We start from the raw sequence: 23,803 nt of genomic DNA on the forward strand, positions 1-23,803 counted from the left end.
GAGCCCGGGGCAGCCGGGTCCCGGGGCACGCCGGCTGCAGGCGAGGGATTAGGGCATGTTGCCGCTGCTCCCCTTTCCCTCGCTGCGTGACGTGATCGTCTTCGCCCTGGTGCTGAGCCGGGTTGCCGGCATCTTTGCCGCGCTGCCGCTCTTCGGCGGCAGCCGCGTGCCGATGAACGTCAAGGCGCTGTTGGTCTTCATGATCACGCTGGTGTGCTTTCCCGTCCTGAAGATAACGCCGCCGCCCATGCCCACGGACCTTTTCACCCTGGGGCTTCTCGCCCTGAGCGAGGTCATGGTCGGGCTCACGCTGGCGTTTATCGCCCAGATCGTCTTTGTGGCCGTGGAGTTCAGCGGGCAGATCATCGGCATGCAGATGGGGCTGACGATCTCCTCGATTCTCGATCCCGCCATGGGAACCCAGGTCCAGATCATGTCCGTCCTGCAGAGCCTGTTTGCAACGCTGCTCTTTCTGGCTCTGGACGTTCACCATGTCTTCATCCGGGCCGTCGTCGACAGTTTCAGCGTCATCCCCATAGGGGGCTGGCATCTTACCGGCGGGGTGATCACCTTTCTGGTCCAGCGGACCTCGGATATTTTCGTGATCGGCATCCGCTTGGCGGCGCCCGTCATGGTTGCCCTGCTATTGGCCAGCGTGGCCTTGGGCATCATGGCGCGGGCCTTCCCGCAGATGAATATCTTCATCGTCAGCATGCCTTTGAACATCGGGCTCGGTTTTCTCATCATGGGGGGGACGCTGCTGATTTTCTTCCACGTTCTGGAGGTGTCATTCGGCAACCTGAAGGGGCAGATCGATACCCTGTTCAGGTTGATGGCAAAGGGGGGATGACGCCTGGCGGAAGATTCCGACAAGCATTCCAAAACAGAACAACCGACGGCAAAAAAGCTCAGCGAAGCACGGAAAAAGGGGGCGCCGCCCAAAAGCCAGGTGCTCACCTCCTCGCTCACACTGCTGTCCGGGATTGTCAGCCTCTACATCTTCGGCAGCTACATGATGGACGGCCTGAAAAAGCACATGGTCTCAATCCTGAGTACCATGGGCACCTTCGATCTGACCGAGTCCAACATGTACACGCTTTCGCTCAAGCTCTTCGCGCTGGTGCTCATGCTGCTCACCCCCCTGGTGGTCACCATCATCGTCACGGCGATACTGGCGAATATCATCCAGGATAACGGGCAGTTCGAGTTTCAAACCGAGCGTCTTGCGTTCGACATCACCCGGCTCAACCCGCTGAATGGCTTCGGCAGGCTCTTCAACAAGGATGCGCTGATGGAGATGGTGAAGTCGCTCCTCAAGCTCCTGGTGGTGGGCTACGTCACCTATCGGGTCATGAAGGACGAAAGCCAGAACATCGCGTTTCTGGCCGAGGCCGACATCGAGGCGATCATCACCTATGTGGGCCATATAGCGTTCCAGATCATCACCCACGCCTGCGGCGTCCTGATAGTTCTCGGCGTTTTGGACCTGATGTACGTCAAGTGGCGCTACATCGACAATCTCAAGATGACCAAGCAGGAGGTCAAGGAAGAGACGAAAGAGCAGGACATCTCGCCGGAGATCAAGGGCCAGATCAAAAAGATGCAGTACCAGATGGCGCGGCGCCGGATGATCAAGATCGTCCCGACCGCCGACGTCGTCATAACCAACCCGACCCACTATGCCGTGGCCCTCAAGTACGACCGGGAGCGGATGCTGGCCCCGGTGGTCATCGCCAAGGGGGCTGACGTGATGGCGCAGGCCATCAAGAAGATCGCCAGGGAGCATAAGGTCACCCTGGTGGAAAACAGGTTCCTGGCTCGGGAACTCTACGATCAGGTCGATGAAAACGCGCCGATACCCGAGTCGCTGTATGCCGCGGTTGCCGAGGTGCTGGCGTATGTGTACCGCCTGAAGGGGAAGATGTGATGCCCGGTGGCGGGCCGGCGATGTCGGTCAAAATTATGACAATTTCAAGAAATTGACACGCGGCGGGTACGCCCCGCATGCCCGCAAAAGGCGTTCCTGCGGGCTCCGGCGGCTCGGGGATGCCGGAGCGGGTGGTTTGATGACGGCATAATAAATGCATAAAACAAATGATTTTTGGATGCGTTACGTAACAACGAACAACGGAAGCGGAAATGGCAAACGGGACAACTGACACGATAGAATTACGGGGCTTCCGCAAAAATTCGGATATCTACGTGGCGATTGCCCTGATCGGCGTGCTCTCGCTGATGGTCATCCCGTTGCCGGCGTTTTTCCTGGATCTGTTTCTGGCGACCAATATCACCATCGCTCTTTCCATCCTGCTGGTCTGCCTTTATACGCAGCACCCCCTCGATTTTTCCGTGTTCCCATCCGTGCTGCTCGTTACCACGCTCTTCCGCCTGGCCCTGAATATTGCATCGACCCGTCTGATCCTTCTGCACGGCAGCGAGGGGGTTGAAGCGGCCGGCGCGGTCATCAAGGCGTTCGGCCAGTTCGTGGTCGGGGGGAATTATGTCGTTGGGGCCGTCATCTTCCTGATCCTGGTCATCATCAATTTCGTGGTCATCACCAAGGGCGCCGGGCGCGTGGCCGAGGTTACGGCCCGCTTTACCCTGGACGCCATGCCGGGCAAGCAGATGGCCATCGATGCCGATCTCTCGGCCGGCATGATCACCGAAAAAGAGGCCAAGGCGCGGCGCATCAAGATCTCCCGCGAAGCCGATTTCTACGGCTCCATGGACGGCGCCAGCAAGTTCGTCCGCGGCGATGCCGTGGCCGGCATCCTGATCGTAATGGTCAATATCTTCGGCGGGTTGGTCATCGGCGTCTGGCAGCAGGGGATGCCGCTCCAGGCCGCGCTGGCCAACTATACCCTCCTGACGATCGGCGAGGGCCTGGTGGCCCAGATTCCGGCCCTGATCATCTCGACCGCGGCCGGCATCATCGTGACGCGGTCGGCCGACGAGAACAACTTCGGGGTCGAGATTACCGGCCAGTTCATGAACTATCCCAAGGCGTTTTACGTCTCGTCGGGGGTGCTGTTCCTGTTCGCCATGATCCCGGGCCTGCCCCACTTCGCCTTCCTGCTGCTCTCGGGCGCTACCTTGCTGGTCGGCAAGATGGCGCGGGAAAAGGCGCAGGTTGTCGCCGAAGAGGTCGGCGCGCCCGAAGCGGCCTCCGGGGAAGAGGCCATCGACCAGGCTTCGACCATCCGGCCGCTGGATGTGCTTGAACTGGAGGTCGGCTACGGCCTCGTCCCGATGGTGGACGCCTCCCAGGACGGGGAACTGCTGGAGCGCATCCGTTCGATCCGGCGCCAGTACGCCCAGAAGATGGGGTTTGTCGTCCCCCCCATCCATATCCACGACAACCTGCAACTCAGGCCGTACGAGTACAACCTGCTTATCAGGGGGGCCCGTGTCGGCGGCAGCGAGTTGACCGGCCAGTACCTGGCTATGGATTCGGGTGCGGTGACCTCGGCCCTGCCGGGAAACGCCACCAAGGAGCCGGTGTTCGGGCTGCCGGCGGTCTGGATACGCTCCGACGACCGGGACCAGGCCCAGGTCAGCGGCTATACCGTTGTGGACAGCACCACCGTGGTGGCGACGCATATCAGCGAGATCATCAAGCGTTATGCCCACGAACTGGTGGGGCGCCAGGAACTCCAGCAACTGCTGGACAACGTTGCGGTCAGCGCGCCCAAGGTGGTGGAAGAGCTGATCCCCAACCAGCTCAACCTGGGCACCGTCCTGCGGGTGGTCAAGGGCCTTCTCAAGGAAGGGGTGTCGATTCGGGACATGCGCACCATTCTGGAGACGCTGGCGGATTACGCCGGCCTTACCAAGGACCCGGATGTGCTGACCGAGTTCGTGCGTCAGGGGCTCGGCCGTTTTATCGTCGATCAATACAAGCTGGACGACGACACCCTGTACCTCATCGCCCTGGACCGCGAGGTGGAGGATGTGATCGCCGAAGCCATCCAGCCGTCCGACCAGGGGAGTTTCCTGGCGATCGAACCCAACGTCGCCCAGCAGATCATTACCACCATCCGTGCCATGGCGGACCGTTTCGGTTCGAGCGGCGCCCAGCCGGTGCTGTTGGCGTCGCCCACCATCCGCCGGCATGTCAGGAAGCTGATCGAACGTTTTATTCCGCATATGGCGGTGCTTTCCCACAATGAAATCCCGCAGAACATCAAAATCCAGTCGCTAGGAGTGGTAAGCGTCAATGCTGGTTAAGACCTTTCAAGCAGCAAGCATGGCGGAAGCGCTCCGCATGGTTAAAGCCGAACTCGGCCCGGACGCCATGATCCTGTCCACCAAGAAGGAGAACACCGGCGGGATTCTCGGCTTTTTCAGCAAGTCGGTGTATCGCGTGACCGCCGCCATAGAGCCGGTGCCGAGGCCCGCCCCGGCGCCGCCACCGGCGTATGCACCGCCGCGCCCCCGGCCGGAGCGGGAACGAACGGCGAAAGAGGAGCTGGAAAGTTCCATGTTTGCGCCCCTGGCGCGGGAGCTCAAGGAACTGCGGGAGAAGGTCGATGCTCTCGCCCGGCGGGAAGACGACGCAAAGAAACCGGCGGCCAAGGGGGAAAATCAAAGCCAGGAAGAGCCGTCGCCGGTTGGTCTCAACCTCAAGAACGTGCCCCGCGAGGATCTGGAGGAAATCAAGAAGCTCCTGCTCAATACCCTGGCCAAGAGTCAGGAGGGGGGCGTCAAGGCGGTGCAGTGGCCCGATGCGGCGGAAACGTCCGCTACGGAGCCCCAGACCGGCCTGGAGCTGTTGCCCGAGGATTCGCCCCTGGCGCGGGAATTGGCCCAATCCGGCATCTCCACGGATCTTGTCAGGAGGATTCTCGACACCCTCAGCGCCTTGCCGGCCGAGGACGGCAGCCAGAGCCAGAAAAGCCGCCTGGTGGCCACGTTCTCGAAGCTGATCAAGTTTGCCGGCACCCTCAAGATGCGCAAGAACTCCCCCCGCATCATCGCCCTGGTGGGGCCGACCGGCGTGGGCAAGACCACCACCACCGCCAAGCTGGCCGCCATGTACGCCCTCAACCGGGGCAACAAGGTGGCGCTCATCACCATGGATATTTTCCGCGTGGGCGCGGTGGAACAGCTCAAGACCTACTCCCGTATCATGGGGATCCCCCTGGAGGTGGCTTCCACCCCCAAGGAGCTGGAAAAGGCCGTGGAGAAACATTCCGCCTGCGACCTGATCTTCATCGATACGGCGGGGCGCAGCCACAAGGACAAAGAGAAGCTGGACGAGATGAAGAACTTTCTCGACAACAAGATCCCTATCGAGGTCTACCTGTGCCTCTCCGCCACCACCAAGGATCGGGAGCTAGAAGAGATCCTCAACCGGTTTAAAATTTTTCAGATCAGCAAGGTCGTGTTTACCAAGATCGACGAGAGCGAGAGCTTTGGGAATATGGTCAACCTGTTGATGAAGGACAATCTCCAGATAGCCTACTTTACCACCGGGCAGCGGGTGCCGGAGGATATCGAGGTCGCAACCTCCGCCAAACTGGCCGACATGATCCTGCGGGAGGCGGCCGAATGAGCACGGTAACCGGAACAGGCGACCAGGCCGATACCTTGCGCCAGATGGCTCGCCAGAGCCGAAAAAACGCCTCTGCGGAGCAATCCGGGCCGGGTGCGGTTGACGAAGCGCGCGGCATTCGCGTCATCTCGGTAACGAGCGGCAAGGGGGGCGTGGGCAAGAGCAACGTGGTTTCCAACCTGGCCATGGCCCTGTCCGCCCAAGGCAAGAAGGTGCTGATCGTCGATGCGGACCTGGGGCTGGGGAACCTGGATGTGCTCCTGGGGCTCTCGCCCGCCTATAACCTGAACCATGTGCTCAACGGCGAGAAGAGCATCAGCGAGATCATCATCGACGGTCCTGCCGGCATCAAGGTGATCCCGGCAGGGTCCGGCGTCCAGGAGGTTACCAGCTTGAGCCAGCACGACAAGCTCAGGCTCCTGGACGAGCTCGACATCCTGGAAGAACAGTTCGACATCATGATCGTGGATACCGAGGCCGGTATCTCCGAGAATGTGACCTATTTCACCGTCGCGGCGCAGGAAATCATCGTCGTGGTCTCTCCCGAGCCGACCTCCATCACCGACGTGTATGCCCTGATCAAGCTCCTGGCGACGCGCTATTCGGAACACCATTTCAAGGTGCTGGTCAACATGGCCAAGGACAGCGAGGACGCCTTGGAGGTGTTCCGCAAGCTGGCCAACGTCGCCGGCCGTTTTCTCGACATCTCCCTGGACTATCTGGGGTGCGTCGTCAAGGATGAAAAGGTGGTGGAGGCGGTCAAGCGGCAAAAGGCGGTCTACGACCTCTTCCCCGATTCCGAGGCGGCCGGCTGCTTCACCACCCTGGCGCGGAGGGTCATCGAGAACACGTGTCAAACAAGGCTCAAGGGGAATATCCAGTTTTTTTTCCGGCGGTTCCTCGACAATTCTGCGGGCGCTTAAGCCGTGGCCGCCGGCAAGCAAAACTGTCCCTACGCCGAGGCTGAACCGGCGCTGCGCGACTCCTTGATCATGGAAAACATGCCCATGGTCAAGTATCTGGTGGGGCGGATCGTCTCCCAGCTTCCGCCCCATCTGGACCCCCAGGATCTGACGAGTGCGGCGGTGATCGGCCTGATAAATGCGGCCGACAGGTTTGACCCGGCACGGGGGGTGCTGTTCAGGACCTTTGCCGAACAGCATGTGCGTGGGGCCATTATCGACGAATTGCGCTCCTACGATATTCTGAGCCGTTCCATGCGCGAGAAGTACAAACGTCTGGAGCGGGAGGTGACGACCCTCGAGCACACCCTGGGCAGGAACCCCACCAGTGAAGAGGTGGCCAAGGCCCTTTCCATAAGTCTCGACGAATACTTCGACTTGTTGGACGATGTGCATGTGCTCACCTTTCTCAGCCTGGACGACAGCTGGGAAGACGAGGACGGCAACTCGCTCTGCCTGGCGGATGTGCTGAGCGAGCAGGAAGAAAAGAGCCCGCAGCAACAGGTCATGCGGATGCAACTGGCCCAGGCGCTGGGGGATGCCATCGAGGCCTTGCCGGATAAAGAACGGCTGGCGGTGACGCTCTATTACCACGAGGGGATGAACCTCAAGGAGATCGGCGCCATCGTGAGTTTGACCGAGTCGCGCATATCGCAACTCCTCAGCCAGGCCATGATCCGGTTGAAAAGCAAGCTGAAGCTGTACCGGGACTAAAGGAGGCTTTACATGAACAGTGGCATGTATTCCGCGCTTTCGGGCAATATCGCGGCCATGAAGCGGATGGACACCATCAGCAACAACCTGGCTAATGTGAATACCCCGGGCTTTAAAAAAGACAAGATGACCTTCGAGGGGTTGATCACCAGCGCCACCACGCCGCCGGCGTACCCCCAGGCCAAGACGGCCGACCCGATCATGCAGAAGGAGACCGTCTACATCGATTACGCCACCGGCCCGGTCAGCCAGACCGGCAATACCCTGGACGTGGCGATCGACGGCGACGGCTTTTTCGCCGTCTCGACCCCCAGCGGGACCGCGTACACCCGCCAGGGCAATTTCCGGCTGACCGCGGACGGAACGCTGGTCACGACGGACGGCTACCCGGTTCTGGGGCAGGGGGGCCCGATCAGCATAAAAGGGAGCAAGGTCGACATAAACGCCAAGGGCGAGATCAGTGTCGACGGCACCCCCGCAGGGGCCTTGAACCTGGTGGATTTCCCCAAGCCCTATAAATTGACGAAGACGGGCAGCGCACTGTTCGTGCCATCCGGCGCACCGGCCGCCGCGCCCCAGCCCGCCAAGGCGGAGGTCCGCCAGGGGCACCTGGAGGGGTCCAACGTGGATACGGTCGGCGAGATGGTGCAGATGATCGAAAACAACCGCTACTTTGAAGCATGCCAGCGGGTGATACTGAGCTACGACAATATGGCCACCAAGGCCGCCAATGATCTGGGCAAATTGTAAGGAATCCTACTAGGCACTAAACGAAAAGAGGAGTTGAGACCATGTTACGAGCGCTTTGGACCGCCGCGTCAGGTATGCAGAGCCAGCAAACGAATATCGACGTCATTGCCAACAACCTGGCCAACGTCAACACAACCGGCTTCAAGAAGAGCCGGGCCGATTTCCAGGATTTGATCTACCAGAACCTGAAGACGACCGGTTCCCCGTCCACCAACACCACCCAGGTGCCGACCGGCATCCAGATCGGCCTCGGGACGCGCCTTGCCGCCGTTACCAAGATCTTTACCTCCGGCGATCTCACCCAGACCGGCAACGATCTGGACATGGCCATCGAGGGCGACGGCTTTTTCCAGATCCAGATGCCCGACGGCACAACCGCGTACTCGCGCGCCGGCGCCTTCAAGAAGGACAGCACGGGGCGGGTCGTCACCTCCGACGGTTACCCTCTGCTGCCGGAGATCGTTATCCCGACCAACGCCACCAAGATCAGCGTCGGCAACGACGGGACCGTATCCGTAAACCAGGCCGGCCAGACCGCCCCCACCAACGTGGGCAATATCCAGTTGGCCCAGTTTGCCAATCCCGCGGGGCTGGCGGCCCAGGGGAAAAACCTGTTCCTCCCGACGGATTCTTCCGGCAACGCCACCACCGGCACCCCCGGCCAGACCGGCCTTGGGACCATCTCCCAGGGGTTCCTGGAGATGAGCAACGTCAACGTGGCGAGCGAGATGGTCAACATGATTGTCGGCCAGCGGGCGTACGAGATCAATTCCAAGGCGGTACAGGCGGGCGACGAGATGCTGCAGACCGCCAACAACATGAAGAGGTAAGCGGCTCTCTTTGCGATGGCTGCGCGCCGTGCGGACTGTTTGCCCCTGCAAACAGCCATGCCGCAGAGTAGGACCCAAGCGAACATATGATACAGCGATTGATCGGCATACTCCTTTTTTGCCTTCTCCTGGCGCCGTCCATGGCCGCGGCCGCCCCGGCGCACCAGGGCGCTTCACCGGGGCAGGCCAGGGTCCATGAGGCCGTGTCCGGGTACATCCAGCAGAAGACCGCCCATCTCGGGCTGGAGATCCGCATCAAACGGATGAGCATCAACGGCAACCCGGCCCTGCCGGAAGGGCCGCTGGATTTTGAGGTGGTGGCCCCGCAGCAGTGGGAAGGGTGGGGCAACGCCAATCTGGGGGTGGTTGTCCGGCAGCGGGACCGCGTGGTGCTGAACACCTCGGTTCAGGTGGAGGTGGAGGCGCTGGCCGATATGGTGGTCGCCCTGCGGCAGCTGGACTACGGCGCGGTCATCTCCGAGGGGGACGTTACCCTGCAGAAGCGGGATGTGGCCGCTGTGGCGGGCAAGTATAGCCGCAGCCTGGATGCCATCGTGGGCAGACGGACGCGGACGTCCATCAAGGCCAACGCCGCGATCCGGACCGACCAGGTGGAAAAGGTCCCCCTGATCAAATCCGGCCAGCTGGTGACCATTGTGGCTGAAAACGAGGTTATGAGGATTACCGTCACCGGCCGGGCCAGGAGTGCCGGCGCGGAAGGGGACACCATCATGGTGCAGAACCTGAGCTCGCTCAAGGAGCTTCCGGCCCGGGTGGTCAACGCCACGACGGTACAGGTGGGGTTCTAGATGCACCGGGGAAAAGGACGTGGTATGAAACGGAGCATATGCCTTCTTCTGCTACTGCTGTGCGCAGGCTGCGCACAGCAGAAGACGGAAATCAAGACGGTCGGCCTCGACGAGCAGATTCCGAAAACGCCGTTGGATTATTCCAGCGGTTCCATCTGGCAGGCGGCCTCCTCGGGCGGCATCACCGAGGACGTCAAGGCGCATCGGCGGGGAGACATCATCACCATCGTCATCTCGGAGACGGCCAGCGCATCCAAGAAGGCCAGCACGGATACGGGGCGGAGTTCGTCGGTCAGTGCGGGCATGCCGAATTTCCTGGGCCTGGAGAAGGCCGGCATACTGAAGAACAACATGGATCTGAGCCAACTGATCAATGCCAATGTCGATTCGAAATTTTCCGGTTCCGGCTCCACCTCGCGCCAGGAAAACCTGACGGCGACCATTTCCGCCAAGGTGATCGATGTGCTTTCCAACGGCAACCTGCTGATCGAAGGGCGAAGAAACATCAAGGTTAACAACGAAGACCAGGAAATCGTCCTGACCGGCACCGTGCGGCAGCGGGATATCAGTCCGGACAATGTGGTCAATTCCATTTATGTCTCCGACGCCAAGATCAGCTACTCCGGGAGGGGCATCATCTCCGACCGCCAAAGCCCGGGATGGCTGATGAATATTGTCGACAAGATCTGGCCTTTCTAAGGTTCGTTCCGCAAAGGTGATGTGAAATGAGAAGAATAGTCGTCTTTACCATGCTCGCTCTGCTTCTGGCTTCCTCTGCCCATGCCATCAGGATCAAGGACATTGCCGCCTTCGAAGGGGTGCGCGAGAACCAGTTGGTCGGATACGGCCTGGTTGTCGGCCTCAACGGCACCGGCGACAGCGACCAGGCCTCGATTCATATCCAGTCCGTCGTCAATATGCTGGAACGGATGGGGATTACCACCAACGTCGGTTCCATCAAGCTGAAAAACGTGGCCGCGGTCATGGTCACGGCAACGCTGCCCCCCTTCACCAAGCAGGGGAACCAGTTGGATGTGCTGGTGTCATCCATGGGCGATGCAAAAAGCATTGCCGGAGGCACCCTCATCATGACGCCCCTCCGGGGTGGCGACAGCCAGGTGTACGCCGTTGCCCAGGGGTCGGTCCTGACCAACTCCTTTGCCTTTGGCGGCCAAGCGGCCAGCGCCCAGAAAAACCACCCCACCGCCGGCAGCATTCCCAGCGGCGCGCTTGTGGAGCGGGAGATCCCCAACGTGCTGGCGGGCAAGACGACCCTGCGCCTCAATCTGCACAAGGCGGATTTCACTACCGCATCCCGCATAGAGACGGCCATTAACGCCAAGTTCAACTCGGCCGTCGCGACCACCACCGACCCCGGTTCGGTGATCCTGAAGATCCCGGAGGCCTACGCCAACCGCCCGGTAGAGTTTGTGGCCGCCCTGGAAACCCTCGAGGTTCGGCCGGATAACCAGGCCAAGGTGGTGCTCAACGAACGGACCGGCACCATCGTCATGGGAGAGAATGTGCGCATCTCCACGGTGGCGGTGTCCCACGGCAATCTTTCCCTCGTGATCAGGGAGACGCCGCAGGTGTCCCAGCCGACGGCGCTCAGCACGGGCGGCCAAACGGTGACCGTGCCCCGCACCGAATTGAAGGTGACGGAAGAGTCGCGGCGCCTGATGGTCCTGCCGGAGGGCGCCAGCATCGGCGATGTCGTGCGGGCCTTGAACCAACTGGGGGTGACCCCCCGCGACCTGATCGGCATCTTCCAGGCGATCAAGGCCTCCGGGGCATTGCAGGCGGACCTTTCCATCATCTAGGAGGTTGTTAAAAACAGCCATCAGGCCTTCGTCCTCGAAAGACCATTGTGCGGCGTAGCGCCCCTCATCCTATCCTTCTCCCAAAGGGAGAAGGAACACCGTTACCCTCTCCCTCTGGGAGAGGGTGGCCAAAGGCCGGGTGAGGGCCTCCTCAGGTCTTGTCTCGCGGGTGCGACGATCTGACTATTTTTGAACAACCTGAGTTTTTCAACAGCCTGCTAGTTTTCTGATGGAAACTTTTTAGCCCCCGGGACTCAAGAACCCGGCTCATGTGGCGATAAGAAAGAATGGCTATGGATATCGGCATCTCCCCCATAATAACCGATACCGACAATGCTGCCGCCGAAAAGGCGCGGCAACTGCAACGGCAGACAAAGGGCACTTCGACCGGCCTGAGCCCGCAGCAGCTCAAGGAGGCCCACAAGGTCTCCCAGGATTTCGAAGCCCTTTTCGTGGGCATGATGCTGCAATCCATGCGGGCGACGGTCGGCAAGGACAAGCTGACCGGGGGCGGCCACGGCGAAGAGATTTATCGCTCCATGCTGGACCAGGAGTATGCCGCAGCCGCAGCCAAGCGGGGCGGCCTGGGGCTGGCACCCCTCATCGAGAAGGATATTATCCGCCAGGAAAGCCGAACTGCCGTCAAAAAAACGGACCATCAGGAATGAGCGCCATGTCCGGGAGCCGCAACCATGAATAAAGCGATGATCGAGACCCTCACGTTCCAGCTGCACCTGCTCGAAGAGTTGCGCAGCCTCCTTGAACGGGAGACGCATGAACTGGGGGGGATGAACCTGGATGCCATGGCTGAGATAAACCGGCTGAAGGAAGAGCTGACGGAGCGCATAGAGGCCCATACCGAGCCGCTGCGCCAGGCGATCTCCGCGGCCGCCTCCGCCATGGGGCTCGGTCCCGAGGCCTCATTGGGCGACGTTGCGGCCAAAACCGCCCAAAAGGATATTCAGCGGTTGTACCGCGAGCTCAACGTTGCGGCCCGGCAGGTGCAGGAACGGGCCGCCATGAACCGGGACATCGCGGAGCGTTTTGTGGCGGCAGCCAGCACCACCTTGAGCCTGTTGACCCGCCTCGTCAACCAGTCCAGCGTGTACGGCGCATCGGGCGGGTATCAGCAGCGGGCGACAGGGTCGGTCATGATCAACAGGGAGGCATGAGATGAGCCTTAATTCAATAATGCAGATCGGCAAGAGCGGCCTCAGCGGATATCAGATCGCTACCGAGGTCACCAGCGAAAATATCGCCAACGTCAACACCCCCGGCTATTCGCGGCAAAGGGTCATTCTGGAGACCGCACCGCAGACCACCGCCAACGGTTTCTCCCTCGGCACCGGCGTCAGCGTCAACGGCGTGGAGCGTTACTACGACGGCTTGATACAGCAACAGATGGTGACTGCCCAGACCACCCTCGGCTACGACACGGCCAAATCCACCGTGCTGCAGCAGATCGAGCCCACGTTCAACGAGGTCGCCAACAACGGCCTGGGCGCCTCCATTTCCAATTTTTTCGGGGCGTGGCAGGATCTTACCCTCAATCCGACCGGCACGTCGGAACGCCAGACGGTTTTGACCCAGGCCCAGATCATGGTGGACAACTTCCATGCCACCAGCAAGACCCTGAGCGATACCATCGCCACCCAGAATACGTCGCTCGTCGCTACGACGGACAGCATCAATGCCACCCTGAAAAACATCGCCCAACTCAACGGCCAGATCAGAACGACCCAGTTGGTGACCGGCAACGCCAATGAGCTGAAGGACCAGCGGGATCAATTGGTGCAGGATCTCTCGAAGCAGGTCGGCATCACCTACACGGAAAACAGCGACGGCACGACGGACATCAAGTTCGCGGACAGCGGCGCCGCCCTGGTGACCGGTTCCCAGGCCGGTGCATTCTCGCTGACGCCCAATGCCACGACACCAACCCTCTATGATGTCAATCTGACGCCGGCCGGCGGAGCGGCCGCGGCGGTGGTAACGCCGACCTCAGGGGCGCTGGGGGCAACCCTGGCGTTGCGCGATACGATCATCCCCGGCTACCAGAGCCAGGTGGATACCCTGGCCAAGTCGATTGCAGACACCGTGAACAGCCTGCATACCGCGGGGTTCAGCCCGACCGGCGGGACCGGCCAGGATTTCTTCACTCCGCCGGCCGCCGCCAGTGGCGCCGCGGCCGGCCTTCAGCTTGCAAGCGGGTTGACAACGGCCACGATAGCCGCATCGGGAAGCGCCACGCTTCCCGGGGATAACACCAAGGCCTCGGCGATTGCCGTGTTGCAACACGACACCGCAACCATGTCCGGGGCGACCTTCAACAGCTATTACGACACCCTGGTCAGCAAGGTCGGCCTGGACGTCAAGTCGAGCGGGGATACCGTGACCCAGGATACGGCATTCAGCAATCAGTTGAAAACGCTCCGCGATTCCAATTCCGGCGTGTCGCTGGATGAAGAATTGACCAATCTCGTGCAATACCAGCGTTCCTACCAGGCTTCGTCTAAATTGATCACCACGGCGACCGATATGATGGATACCGTCATTGGACTTATCAGATAAGAGAGAATAGGAGAATCCGGCTATGCGCATTACCTCAAACATGACCTCCGATCTGGCCCTCTATAATCTCCAGCAGGGGCAGGCCAAGTTGAACAAGCTGCAGGAACAGGCGTCGTCCCAGGTGCAGATCAACCGTCCCAGCGACGATCCGATCGGTGCCAGGCTCCTGACCGACATCGGCGATAAAATCAAGGCCGGCGACCAGTATGCCAGCAACATCACCAAAACGAGCACCTGGCTGCAGACGACCAGTACGGCGCTGGACGGCATGGCCGGTTTCATGGAACAAGCGAAAAAACTGGCCGATTCGATAACCGCCGGCAGTACCGACCCGAGCGTCGGCCAGACGGTAATCTCCCAGTTGCAATCCCTGAAACAGCAGCTGGTGGACATGGGCAATACCCAGTACGGCGATCAGTATGTGTTCGGGGGGACCAATAACCAGCAACCCTTCAGCTATACGAGCAATAGCTATCAGGGAAATGAAAATACCCTCTCGGTGGAGATCGGCCAGGGGGCGACCCAGCAGATGAATATCACGGGAAACCAGCTGCTTACGGGAAGCTCTACGGCAACGCCGGCGAATCCGACCCCCTATGGCACCACCAATATCCTGCAGACCATCGACAATCTGATCACGGATATCGGCGCCAACAACGTGAGCGGCATCAAGGCCGATTCCAAGGCCATCGAGGCCGGCGCCACCCAGATCACCAACGCCCAGACCGACGTGGCGGCGCGCCTGTTGCGGCTCGATAATGCGACCACGTTGAACACGAACACCAAGAATACCCTGGAGACGATTGCCGGGAATGTCCAGTACGTGGACTTGGCGCAGGTGGGTGTGGAATTGACCCAACAGCAAACCTCTTACCAGGCGTCCCTGTCGGCCACCGCCAAGATTTCACAGATGTCGCTTCTGGACTACCTGAAGTGATCCCTCCGCGGCTGGTATGAATACTGCCAAGGCGGGGCCCTGCGGCCCCGCCTTGGTTGCGTGAAAAGCATTGACCTCCCCGGAAGTGCGCCCTATAAAGGACCATGTTCAACAGCCCTGCCAGAATCGTTTCGCACCGTCATAGGCCGGTCTCCATCCGGCGTAACGTTTTCCGCCTCTCCATGCCGGTGCTCCTCTCCTCGCTGTTCCAGCGCCTGGTATCCATCGTCGATATCTTCCTGACCGGCGGGCTGGGGGCTGCCGCCATTGCCGCCACCGGACTGGGCCAATTGCTGATGTTCGTCACCATGACCGTGTTCTGGGGGTTGGCCACCGGGGCAACGGTGGTGATCGCCCATCTGTGGGGTGCCGGTAGGCGCGAGGAAGCCCGCCGGGCGGCCTACGTGAGCTGCCTCGCCTGCCTGGCCATGACGGCGGTCTGCACGGCGGCGGGCGCCGCCTGGGGAGGCGATATCGCCCGCATGATGGGCACCGCACCCGACGTCCAGGCTTTGGCCGCCGACTATATCCGCCTGGTGTTCCTCGGGCTGGTCTGGACAACCGGCCTCAACATCCTTTCCGCCGTCATGCAGGGTGCCGGGGATACCCGCACGCCCATGGAGGCGATCATCCTGGTCAACATCCTGCACGTTGCCCTGGCCTGGCCGCTGATCTACGGCGCGCCCGGCTTTCCGGCGCTGGGGGTCAAAGGCGCTGCCATTGCCATCAACAGCTCGGAATTCGTCGGCTTTTCCTACCTGCTGGTCCAGGCGGTGCGCAAGCGTTACCTTACCTTCGGCCGACCGGACGGCTGGCTTTTCGGCATGGTATGGCGGGTGGGGTGGCCGGTGGCTCTGGAGCGGGTCGCCCAGCAGAGCGGCCAGCTGTTCTATTCGAGCTTCATCATCGGTTACGGCACCGGCGCCTACGCCGCCCACCAGATCGGCATTTCCATCGAATCCCTCTCCTTCATGCCCGGCGCCGGCATGGGGATCGCCGCCGCCACGCTCATGGGGCAGGCCCTGGGGGCCGGGAAGCTCCGCCGCGCGCGCATCAGCCACAACGAGGCGCTGCGGCTGGCCGTGGTGGTCATGACCCTCATGGCGCTCGTCTTCTTCTGCGCCCCCCACTACCTGATCGGGCTGTTCACCCATGACGGCGACGTCATCGCCAAGGGGAGCGTTTTCCTGCGGCTGGTGGCCTTCGCCCAGGTGCCCCTGGCGCTTTCGTTCGTCTATGCCGGCAGTCTCCGGGGGGCGGGCGATACCTTCTACGTCTTCATCGTCACGCTGTTGGCCATGTGGGGGATACGGGTGGCGTTGTCGTGGGTGGCGGCCGCATGGCTGCACCTCTCCCTGTACGCCGTATGGGGGGTGTTCCTGATCGACTGGTATTTCCGCGGGGCGGCCTTTGCCTGGAGATACCACAAACGCGACCTGCACGGCATCGCGGTGTAGGGACGCAGGGAAGCCGCCTGCTGCCTTTCCCTCTCACGTCACGGTTCCTTGTTCTTGCCGCTGTAGCGGATAACCGTCGCCTTCTCCAGCGTGATCATGCCGCCGTCCATCATCTCGTCGATGCGGGGCATGATGGCGTTGATCCGCTCCTGACTGTCCACCACCTCGACGATCAGCGGCAGGTCGGCGGAGAGGTCCAGGAGTTTTTGGGTGTGGCACACGCTGTGGGCGCCGAAGCCGCAGACCCCGCGCAGGACCGTGGCCCCGGCAAAGCCCTCCTTGCGCAACAGTTCCACGAGCGCCTCGTACAGCGGCTTGCGGCCGTGGCGGTCGCTCTCTCCGATGAATATCCGCATCAGCATCTTCTCGCCGATCAGTTTTGTCATCACAAACCTCCTTGGAGCATCGTTCGGACGGTGATAATACCCAGCCAGGTGAACAGCAGGCAGAGCGCTACGCTTGCCAGCACATTGGCGCAAGCGACGAGGAACTGGCCATCCTCCAGCAGCTTGAAGGTTTCGTAGCTGAAGGTGGAGAAGGTCGTCAGCCCCCCCAGGAAACCGACGGTCAGCCCCAGGCGCAAGGTATCGGGGATGACGGTGCTGCGCAGGCCCAGTTCCATGACCAGGCCGATGAGGTAGGCCCCGATGATGTTGACGGCAAAGGTGCCGTAGGGGAATACCCGGCCGAGCTGGCTGTAGACCCAGCCGGAAAGGTAGTAGCGGGTAAGCCCCCCCCCGGCGCAGAAGATGGCGATCGTGGCAGCGGTCTTCATCTGAAACCTCCTCCATGCATGAAAAGTATAGCGCCCTTCCGGGCGATGTCACCACGCAGGCGACCCGTTTGCCGGGGATATAAAAAAACTCCTACCTCGCATGTGAAGGTAGGAGTCATCAGCTTTGGCAAGCGGTTATGGCGAACTCCATCGCCGGGCATACAATTATGTACGGAACTATAGCCGAAGGGGGCTGCTTCGGTCAAGCACCGGAATGCTAGCTGAGCCCCTTCCTGATCTGGTAGAGCCCTTCCAGGTCCAGCCCGTTCTTCTCGTAATATTCCCGCTCCAGCTCTTCAACATAGAAACGGTCGAGGCCCGAGTTTTCCAGAAAATCCTCCCGCAACCCCACATTGCGTTCGGCGATGATCTGGGGCAGCAGGGAGTGGAGATACATGGCCTCCTTCTTGATGGTGAAGATGGTTTCATGGAAGATGTGGCCGGGGATATCGGCCTTGATGAGCCGCTTGTTCTTCAACTCCTCGATCACCTCGCGGCGCAGCGCCTCCTGGTCGGCCCTGGTGGTGAACCGGGAATAGAAGTTGCGAATCCGGTCGCGTACATGCTCCAGCAGCACCGATGAAATACGTTCTTCCTGGTCGATTTTCTGGAGGTGCCGGTGCAGTTCTTCCGTGGTGCCGGTACGTTTTTCCACGGCCCTGAGCCCTGCCAGGAGAGCGGTTACCTTGCGCCGGCCGAAACGGCCCAGGTAGGCGTTATGGAACAGTTCATGGATGAACAACTCCTCGAAGCACCCCTCCCTGAGATTGTCGAAGGCGGCCTTGTGCTCCAAAAGTCCCTGGAGCATCTCCTCGTTGACCCGCACGTTCTCCATGAAGGCCAGTTGGCTGATCAGGTTCGAGACGCTGTCGAAACGGTCCAGGTAGGTGATGACGTAGGAAAAACCGTCCATCAGCCCCGGGTCGGCGCCGTCGCGGATCTTTTCGTCGCACTCCTTGCTCGCGTCCAGCATGAGTTGGTCGAAGGAATGGTCGCGGTTCTCCACGGCTCGTTTCTTGGCCTGGATCAGGTTGAGCATGTCCTCGCGGTTGATCGGGCTTTCGATCTCCTTTTCCCTGAGGAAGATCCCCTGCAGCACCTCGCGGGTGGCGGCGATGTAGTCCTGTTCCTCGTGGTGGACCAGGTTGCGCCCTCGCTTGAGCATCTCGTCCAGGGTATAGAACAGGGCGCCGGGGATCTTGTTACGCACCGACAAGGTCTTGAGCCGGGTCAGTCGGGCGTTGTCCAGATGGCTGATCTCTCCCTTGGTGTTGCAGGCCAGGAGGATGTTGCGGTATTCGTCCACGATGCGTTTGTTGGACGGGTGGCGGTACATGGCGTCGATGCGCATGCGTTCCTGCTGGTAGCGGTCGATTTGGTAGGTGGCCGCAAGCTTGACCAGGCGGGCGAAATCATCGTCGGCGATCTTCTTGTTGCGGTAGTACAGGCTTTTGAAGAGGTCGCGGTATTCCCGGTGGTGGCGGTTGATCAGCTTGATGATGAAGAGTTGGGCCGAATCGTCCCTGAGCAGCGGAAAGATGTTGGAGATAAGGGCGTCGTCACGCTCGTCGCCCACCGATTCGGAGCGCTTGATGATCTTTCCGAGGTTTTTGACCAACTCCTCCTGCTGGTATCTCAGTTTGCGGGAGAGCTGGTTGGAATGGACGAAAAAATAGTAGTTGCAGACGGCGTTCCCCTCGAAAAAAATATTTTCGAAGCTCTCCTCCCCCTGGGTGCGGTCGCTGAAACGGATGGAGCCCGTGTCGTGGGAACGTGCCCCGTACATGACCAGGCGGTTGATGATGTCCGGTTTGGCGAGATCGGAGGAGGGTTGGTCGACGCCGAACATGTATTCGCAAAAATAGCCGCCGTTCCCCTGGTAGCCGATCCCCTCGGGGGAAATGATGAACTCGTTGCCCGGAGAGAAGATGCGGAGGTGTTCCTCATCCTGGACTATGTTGAAGAAGTAACGCTGATAGGCCTCGTTGCCCACCACCATGACGAAATACTCGACATGGCCGCCGACCTGCCCATGTAGCCGTATGTCCTTGTACATGCTCCCCCTCTCCTCTTGCAATCACATTACATCGACCGCCATGCCGTCGTAGGCGAATTCGAAACCGGGCGGCAGTTTGGCTTGCTCGCTGTGGAGCACTTCGTGGGTCAGATGGGTGAGGACGACGCGGGCCGGCTTGATCGGTCCCACCGCGCTGATGGCCCCCGCAATATTGAAGTGGAACGGATGGGGCGTCCAGCGCAGCCCGTCCATGACCAGCACGTCGAGCCCCTCCAGAAGCGGCAGGGAGCTGGCGGGAATGGCGCTGCAATCCGTCAGATAGGCAAACGACCCGATACGGTAGCCCGTGGCGGTGCCCTTGCCGTGCAGGAGCGGGATCGGGATGACCGTCAGCCCGAACAGTTCGAAGGGGCCGGAAACCTCCCGGGGCGACAAAAGCGGCGTATAGCCTGATCCGGTGGCTGCGAAAAAGATATAGCGGAACCCCGCCCACAAGACCTGGAAGGTCTCCGGGGAGGCGTAGCAGGGAACGACCTCCTTGTGCAGAAAGTGGAAGCCGCGCAGGTCATCGATGCCGTTCACGTGGTCGGCATGGGGGTGGGTGAAGAGAACGGCGTCCACCCTATCCAGCCCCTCCCGCAGCGCTTGCCGGCGCAGGTCGGTGGAGGTGTCCACCAGGATGTTCCGCCCCCCGTGCCGGATCAGGAGGGAGGCCCGGGTTCTCCGGTCCTTCGGGTCATCCGACGTGCATACCCGGCACCTGCACCCCACCATGGGAACACCGGTCGATGTGCCGCTCCCCAGGATGGTTACCCTCATTCAACGTCCTTTCCGTGATATGCCGGGAAAATAACAGAAATCCCCGATGCAGGCAAGGCGGATTTCTTGAAAGCCGCCACTGCTGCCGGCGTTTGCGGGCCATGATGAACCGGTCCGGTTATGCCTTGGGGAGCGGGATCAAGAGCAGCGAGATCTTGCTCAGGGTACAGATCCGGTGGGTGACGCTCCCCGCCCAGAAGGCCTCCATGCCGGTTTTCCCATGGGTGCCCAGCACGATGAGGTCTACCCGGGCATGGCTGGCGGCCTTTGCAATCGTCTGGGCCGGATCTCCCCGCAATACGTGGGCGCTTGCCGTAAGCCCCTGTCCCCGCAAGGTTTCCAGTTGTTTCCGGAAGGTCTCCTGGGCATCCTGGGAGGCCATTTCGAGAATTCGGGACGTGGTGGCGGGAAGCATCCTGCTGGAAACCTTTGCCGCCCCCGACAGGGAGGCGAAACGGGGAATAACCATCATGAGGTGCAGTGCCGCGCCGCAGGCCCGGGCGATCTCCTCCGAAACCGGCAGGGCCTGGGCATGGGCGGCGTCGCCGTCCAGGGGGACGAGGATGTTGTTGCAGGCGAACGCCGGCGCGCCGCCCTGGTCGTCGGGGTGGGTGATAAGGACCGGGCGGGAGCCCAGGGCAATGACCTTCTGGGCGATGCTCCCCAAAAACAGGTGAAGGGCCTGCCCGCGGCCGTGGGAGCACATGATCACCAGGTCGTGTGCCAGTTCGTCCGCATGGGCGACGATGCTGTCGGCCACATCGTCCGCTTCTGCGGCATGCACGTGGCAGTCAACCACGATCCCCGGCGGAAAGGCGCCTTGCGACAGGCGGCGCAGATAGGCCGCCGCATCCTCCGCATTCCTCAGGTGGGACTGGCCATGGACCTCGCTGGGGGCGTTTTTCTCCACGACATGAAAGAGCGTGACCCGGGCGCCGAGCTTGCCCGCCAGGAAGACGGCGGCCGGCAGGGCCGCCTCGGCCAGGAGTGAACCGTCTAAAGGGACAAGGAAATGCTTGAACATGGGATCACCCCGTTACCAGTGTCTTATAGATGAGGTAGATGTTGAGCGCGAGGATGATCCCCGCGATCATTGCCGCTATGGCCGTCGTGATGCGTTTGTTGACCAAATCTCCCATGATCTCGGGGCTGCGGGTGAACATGACCAGGGGGATGGTCGCGAACGGGAGCCCGAAGCTGAGCACGACCTGGCTGACCACCAGGGTGCGGGTCGGGTCCAGGCCCACGCCGATAACGATCAGCGAGGGAGCCATGGTCACCAGGCGCCGCAGCCAGATCGGGATGTGCCGCTGCATGAAGCCCTGCATGATCACCTGCCCGGCGCTGGTGCCCACGGTGGATGACGATAGCCCCGAGAGCAGCAGGGAGAGGCCGAAGATCCATTTTGCCGATGATCCCAGGAGCGGTTCCAGGGTCCGGTAGGCCTCCTCGATGGTGCCGACGGCGGAGTGCCCCGTGGCGTGGAAGGTGGCTGCCGCCATGACCAGCATGGCGATATTGACGAAGCTGGCCATGCCCATGGCGATGACCACATCGGCGATCTCGAAACGGTACAGGCTGTGGAGCCGTTTTTTGTCCCGCACGACGATGCGCCCCTGGGTCAGGGCCGAATGGAGGAAGATGGCATGGGGCATGACGGTGGCTCCCAGGATCCCCGAAGCCAGGAGAACGCTTTCGGCCCCCGAAAAATGGGGGACGACGGCATGATAGGCGATCAGCCCCCAATCGGGCTTGACGATGATGGTCTCCAGCAGGTAGCAGAGGGCGATCATCCCGACCATGGATGAAATGACCGCCTCCAGGGGGCGGAACCCGTACCGCTCCATCCCCAGGATCAGGATGGTCGCCAGGGCGGTGAGCAGGGCGCCGACAAACAGCGGGATGCCCATGAGGAGTTGGAAGCCCAGGGCGGCGCCGAGGAATTCGGCCAGATCCGTCGCCATGGCCACGATCTCCATCAACAGCCACATGGCGACGACCACCGTCCGGGGGAAGCGCGCCCGGCACTGCTCCGCCAGGTTCATGCCCGTGGCAATGCCGAGTTTGGCCGAAAGGGTCTGGATGAGCATGGCCATGAGGTTGCTGGCCACGATCACCCAGACCAGCAGGTAGCCGAATTGGGCCCCCCCCTGGATATTGGTGGCAAAGTTGCCCGGGTCCACGTAGGCCACGCTGGCGATAAAGGCCGGCCCCAGAAACGGCATCAGGCGCGTCAGCCGGTTTGGGCGCGACTGGCCGTCCAGGATGTCCAGGGCGGTTTGGACGGTCCGGGAATCGGGAGAAACAGGTGGAGGGGTTTCTTCTGCCATAATGGGTGCCGTTCCCCCGCGGTCAGGTGCGATCTGCGTCGCGGCTTGCCGCCGGATTGCGGAAAGTGCGGACCGCGTCGGCAGTATAGAGCGCCAGGCCGCTCCAGATCAAGACGAATGTCGCCATGTGGGTGGGGGTGAACGGCTCCCCGTAGGCAAACACGGCCAGGGCGAACTGCAGGCTGGGGGTCAGGTATTGGAGGAAGCCGATGGTGGCCAGCCGCAGCCTGCGGGCCGCCGCGGCGAAGAGCAAAAGCGGCGTGGCGGTCAGGACGCCTGCCAGGGGGAGCCACAGGGCACCCTGGCCCACGGCCGCCGGGAAGGCCCCCTGGCCGTGGGTGCCCAGCCAGATCAGGTACGCCAGGGCCAGCGGCCCGGTCAGGATGGTTTCCACCAGCAGCCCAGCCAGGGATTCAACGCGAGCCGTCTTGCGCAGCAGACCGTAGAGGCCGAAGGATGCGGCCAGGCCCAGGGAGATCCAGGGCACCGCCCCGACCCGGGCCGTCAGCAGGCCGACCCCGGCAGCCGCCAGGAGCAGGCTGATCATCTGCAACGGCCGCAGCCGTTCCCGCAGAAAGATCATGCCCAGCAGTACATTGACCAGGGGGGTGATGAAATATCCCAGGCTCGACTGGAGTACCTGACCCTGCTCCACGGCATAGATGAACACCAGCCAGTTGATGGTGATCAGGGTGGTGGAGCCGATCAGGGTCAGCAGCACCCGACGGGATGCAAAGGCGGCCCTGACCTCGCCCCAGCGGCCCGTGGCGGCAACCAGCGCCAGCAAAAAGAAGACCGACCAGACGATGCGGTGGGCAACCACCTCCAGGGGGGGGATGCCGTGCAGCGCTTTGAAGTAGACCGGGAAAAAGCCCCAGACCAGATAGGCCAACAGGCCGTAGGTCAGGCCTTGGCGGAGCGGTTCCTGCCGGGCGCGGGAAGACATGGGCCGCCCCCGGTTCAGGAGAGGGGGGCCGGTCGGCCGCCGGTTACGGCCACGAGGTCGGCCGGGGCGATGCGGAACAGGGCGTGGGGGGTGCCGGCCGCGGCCCAGACCTCGGGGTATGCCAGGAGATCCCGGTCGATGACCGGGCACAGCGGCTCCCGGTGGCCGAGGGGCGGGATGCCGCCAATGGCGAAGCCGGTACGCTCCTGGACAAAGGCCGCATCGGCCTTGCCGACCGGCTCGCCGCAGGCCGCTGCCAAAAGCGCTTCGTCGACGCGGTTTTTACCGCTTACCAGAGCCAGCACCGGCGCTCCCGAACGGGTGCCCTTGAATACCAGGGATTTAACGATCTGGGCCACATCGCACCCGACCGCTTCGGCCGCTTCGGCGGCGGTGCGGGAACTGGCGGCCAGTTCGTGTACGCGGCAGGGGACCCCGGCCGCCTCCAGGGCCTCCTGCACCTTGCGGGCGCTGGGGCTGAGTTCATGGTGCATGGATCGGTTTCCTCCTTC

General features: G+C 61.6%; 24 protein-coding genes and 1 riboswitch. Of the genes, 16 read left to right on the top strand and 8 right to left on the bottom strand.

Translation table 11 applies throughout. The annotated features are described in order from the left end of the window. Positions 1 to 55 precede the first annotated feature (55 nt). The 16 genes from fliR (at position 56) to F6V30_RS03590 (ending at position 16,404) form a co-directional block, all read left to right on the top strand. Positions 56 to 850, top strand: a complete 795-nt coding sequence (fliR, locus tag F6V30_RS03515; RefSeq protein ID WP_151155101.1) for a flagellar biosynthetic protein FliR — start codon at positions 56 to 58, stop codon at positions 848 to 850. Between the two features lie 3 nt (positions 851 to 853). Beyond that, positions 854 to 1,927: a flagellar biosynthesis protein FlhB gene (gene flhB, locus F6V30_RS03520; protein WP_151155102.1), complete on the top strand. Its 1,074-nt coding sequence runs from the start codon at positions 854 to 856 to the stop codon at positions 1,925 to 1,927. Between the two features lie 212 nt (positions 1,928 to 2,139). Next, a complete protein-coding gene (gene flhA, locus F6V30_RS03525; protein WP_151155103.1) occupies positions 2,140 to 4,227 on the top strand; it encodes a flagellar biosynthesis protein FlhA in 2,088 nt (695 codons plus the stop codon). Next, positions 4,217 to 5,554 carry a flagellar biosynthesis GTPase FlhF gene (flhF, locus tag F6V30_RS03530; RefSeq protein ID WP_151155104.1) on the top strand — a complete coding sequence of 446 codons (1,338 nt, stop codon included), beginning with the start codon at positions 4,217 to 4,219 and terminating at the stop codon, positions 5,552 to 5,554. Before flhA ends, flhF begins: the two co-directional genes overlap by 11 nt. Beyond that, entirely contained in the window at positions 5,551 to 6,477 is a 927-nt protein-coding gene (locus F6V30_RS03535; RefSeq protein ID WP_151155105.1) for a MinD/ParA family protein, read from the top strand. Before flhF ends, F6V30_RS03535 begins: the two co-directional genes overlap by 4 nt. Before the next feature lie 3 nt (positions 6,478 to 6,480). Next, on the top strand, positions 6,481 to 7,230 hold the full coding sequence (locus F6V30_RS03540; protein WP_151155106.1) for a sigma-70 family RNA polymerase sigma factor: 750 nt from the start codon (positions 6,481 to 6,483) through the stop codon (positions 7,228 to 7,230). Positions 7,231 to 7,242: 12 nt separating this feature from the next. Beyond that, complete coding sequence (gene flgF, locus F6V30_RS03545) at positions 7,243 to 7,980, top strand: flagellar basal-body rod protein FlgF (protein WP_151155107.1); 738 nt, start codon at positions 7,243 to 7,245, stop codon at positions 7,978 to 7,980. A gap of 41 nt (positions 7,981 to 8,021) precedes the next feature. Beyond that, positions 8,022 to 8,810: a flagellar basal-body rod protein FlgG gene (flgG, locus tag F6V30_RS03550; protein ID WP_151155108.1), complete on the top strand. Its 789-nt coding sequence runs from the start codon at positions 8,022 to 8,024 to the stop codon at positions 8,808 to 8,810. An 86-nt stretch (positions 8,811 to 8,896) separates the two neighbouring features. After that, on the top strand, positions 8,897 to 9,619 hold the full coding sequence (flgA, locus tag F6V30_RS03555) for a flagellar basal body P-ring formation chaperone FlgA (protein ID WP_151155109.1): 723 nt from the start codon (positions 8,897 to 8,899) through the stop codon (positions 9,617 to 9,619). Positions 9,620 to 9,643: 24 nt separating this feature from the next. Next, positions 9,644 to 10,318: a flagellar basal body L-ring protein FlgH gene (locus F6V30_RS03560; protein ID WP_151155110.1), complete on the top strand. Its 675-nt coding sequence runs from the start codon at positions 9,644 to 9,646 to the stop codon at positions 10,316 to 10,318. A gap of 26 nt (positions 10,319 to 10,344) precedes the next feature. Then, positions 10,345 to 11,439: a flagellar basal body P-ring protein FlgI gene (locus F6V30_RS03565; RefSeq protein ID WP_151155111.1), complete on the top strand. Its 1,095-nt coding sequence runs from the start codon at positions 10,345 to 10,347 to the stop codon at positions 11,437 to 11,439. Between the two features lie 293 nt (positions 11,440 to 11,732). Beyond that, positions 11,733 to 12,107, top strand: a complete 375-nt coding sequence (locus F6V30_RS03570) for a rod-binding protein (protein WP_151155112.1) — start codon at positions 11,733 to 11,735, stop codon at positions 12,105 to 12,107. 24 nt (positions 12,108 to 12,131) lie between these two features. Continuing rightward, positions 12,132 to 12,611, top strand: coding sequence for a flagellar export chaperone FlgN (gene flgN / locus F6V30_RS03575; RefSeq protein WP_151155113.1), 480 nt, complete (start codon positions 12,132 to 12,134; stop codon positions 12,609 to 12,611). Between the two features lies 1 nt (position 12,612). Further along, the gene (flgK, locus tag F6V30_RS03580) at positions 12,613 to 14,010 is read left to right on the top strand and encodes a flagellar hook-associated protein FlgK (RefSeq protein WP_151155114.1); all 1,398 of its coding nucleotides are present in this window, start codon (positions 12,613 to 12,615) and stop codon (positions 14,008 to 14,010) included. Between the two features lie 22 nt (positions 14,011 to 14,032). Further along, on the top strand, positions 14,033 to 14,947 hold the full coding sequence (gene flgL / locus F6V30_RS03585; protein WP_151155115.1) for a flagellar hook-associated protein FlgL: 915 nt from the start codon (positions 14,033 to 14,035) through the stop codon (positions 14,945 to 14,947). A gap of 104 nt (positions 14,948 to 15,051) precedes the next feature. Further along, entirely contained in the window at positions 15,052 to 16,404 is a 1,353-nt protein-coding gene (locus F6V30_RS03590) for an MATE family efflux transporter (protein ID WP_151155116.1), read from the top strand. A gap of 38 nt (positions 16,405 to 16,442) precedes the next feature. Here the strand turns inward: F6V30_RS03590 and F6V30_RS03595 are convergent, their stop codons facing one another. From F6V30_RS03595 to F6V30_RS03630, 8 genes are all read right to left on the bottom strand, one after another. Continuing rightward, positions 16,443 to 16,790 carry a DUF190 domain-containing protein gene (locus F6V30_RS03595; RefSeq protein WP_151155117.1) on the bottom strand — a complete coding sequence of 116 codons (348 nt, stop codon included), beginning with the start codon at positions 16,788 to 16,790 and terminating at the stop codon, positions 16,443 to 16,445. Further along, positions 16,790 to 17,179 carry a fluoride efflux transporter CrcB gene (gene crcB / locus F6V30_RS03600; protein ID WP_151155118.1) on the bottom strand — a complete coding sequence of 130 codons (390 nt, stop codon included), beginning with the start codon at positions 17,177 to 17,179 and terminating at the stop codon, positions 16,790 to 16,792. Before crcB ends, F6V30_RS03595 begins: the two co-directional genes overlap by 1 nt. Before the next feature lie 102 nt (positions 17,180 to 17,281). Then, positions 17,282 to 17,343: riboswitch (Fluoride riboswitch) on the bottom strand. Between the two features lie 53 nt (positions 17,344 to 17,396). Further along, positions 17,397 to 19,235, bottom strand: coding sequence for a TIGR04442 family protein (locus F6V30_RS03605; RefSeq protein WP_151155119.1), 1,839 nt, complete (start codon positions 19,233 to 19,235; stop codon positions 17,397 to 17,399). 21 nt (positions 19,236 to 19,256) lie between these two features. Then, on the bottom strand, positions 19,257 to 20,015 hold the full coding sequence (locus F6V30_RS03610) for a GPMC system MBL fold metallohydrolase (protein ID WP_151155120.1): 759 nt from the start codon (positions 20,013 to 20,015) through the stop codon (positions 19,257 to 19,259). A gap of 118 nt (positions 20,016 to 20,133) precedes the next feature. Then, a complete protein-coding gene (locus F6V30_RS03615; RefSeq protein ID WP_151155121.1) occupies positions 20,134 to 21,039 on the bottom strand; it encodes a universal stress protein in 906 nt (301 codons plus the stop codon). Positions 21,040 to 21,043: 4 nt separating this feature from the next. Next, positions 21,044 to 22,345: an Nramp family divalent metal transporter gene (locus tag F6V30_RS03620; protein WP_151155122.1), complete on the bottom strand. Its 1,302-nt coding sequence runs from the start codon at positions 22,343 to 22,345 to the stop codon at positions 21,044 to 21,046. Positions 22,346 to 22,367: 22 nt separating this feature from the next. Further along, positions 22,368 to 23,291, bottom strand: a complete 924-nt coding sequence (gene rarD / locus F6V30_RS03625; protein ID WP_151155123.1) for an EamA family transporter RarD — start codon at positions 23,289 to 23,291, stop codon at positions 22,368 to 22,370. Positions 23,292 to 23,305: 14 nt separating this feature from the next. Beyond that, positions 23,306 to 23,785, bottom strand: a complete 480-nt coding sequence (locus F6V30_RS03630; protein ID WP_151155124.1) for a YbaK/EbsC family protein — start codon at positions 23,783 to 23,785, stop codon at positions 23,306 to 23,308. Between the last annotated feature and the right edge of the window lie 18 nt (positions 23,786 to 23,803).

The organism is Oryzomonas sagensis, assembly GCF_008802355.1.
Lineage (GTDB): Bacteria > Desulfobacterota > Desulfuromonadia > Geobacterales > Pseudopelobacteraceae > Oryzomonas > Oryzomonas sagensis.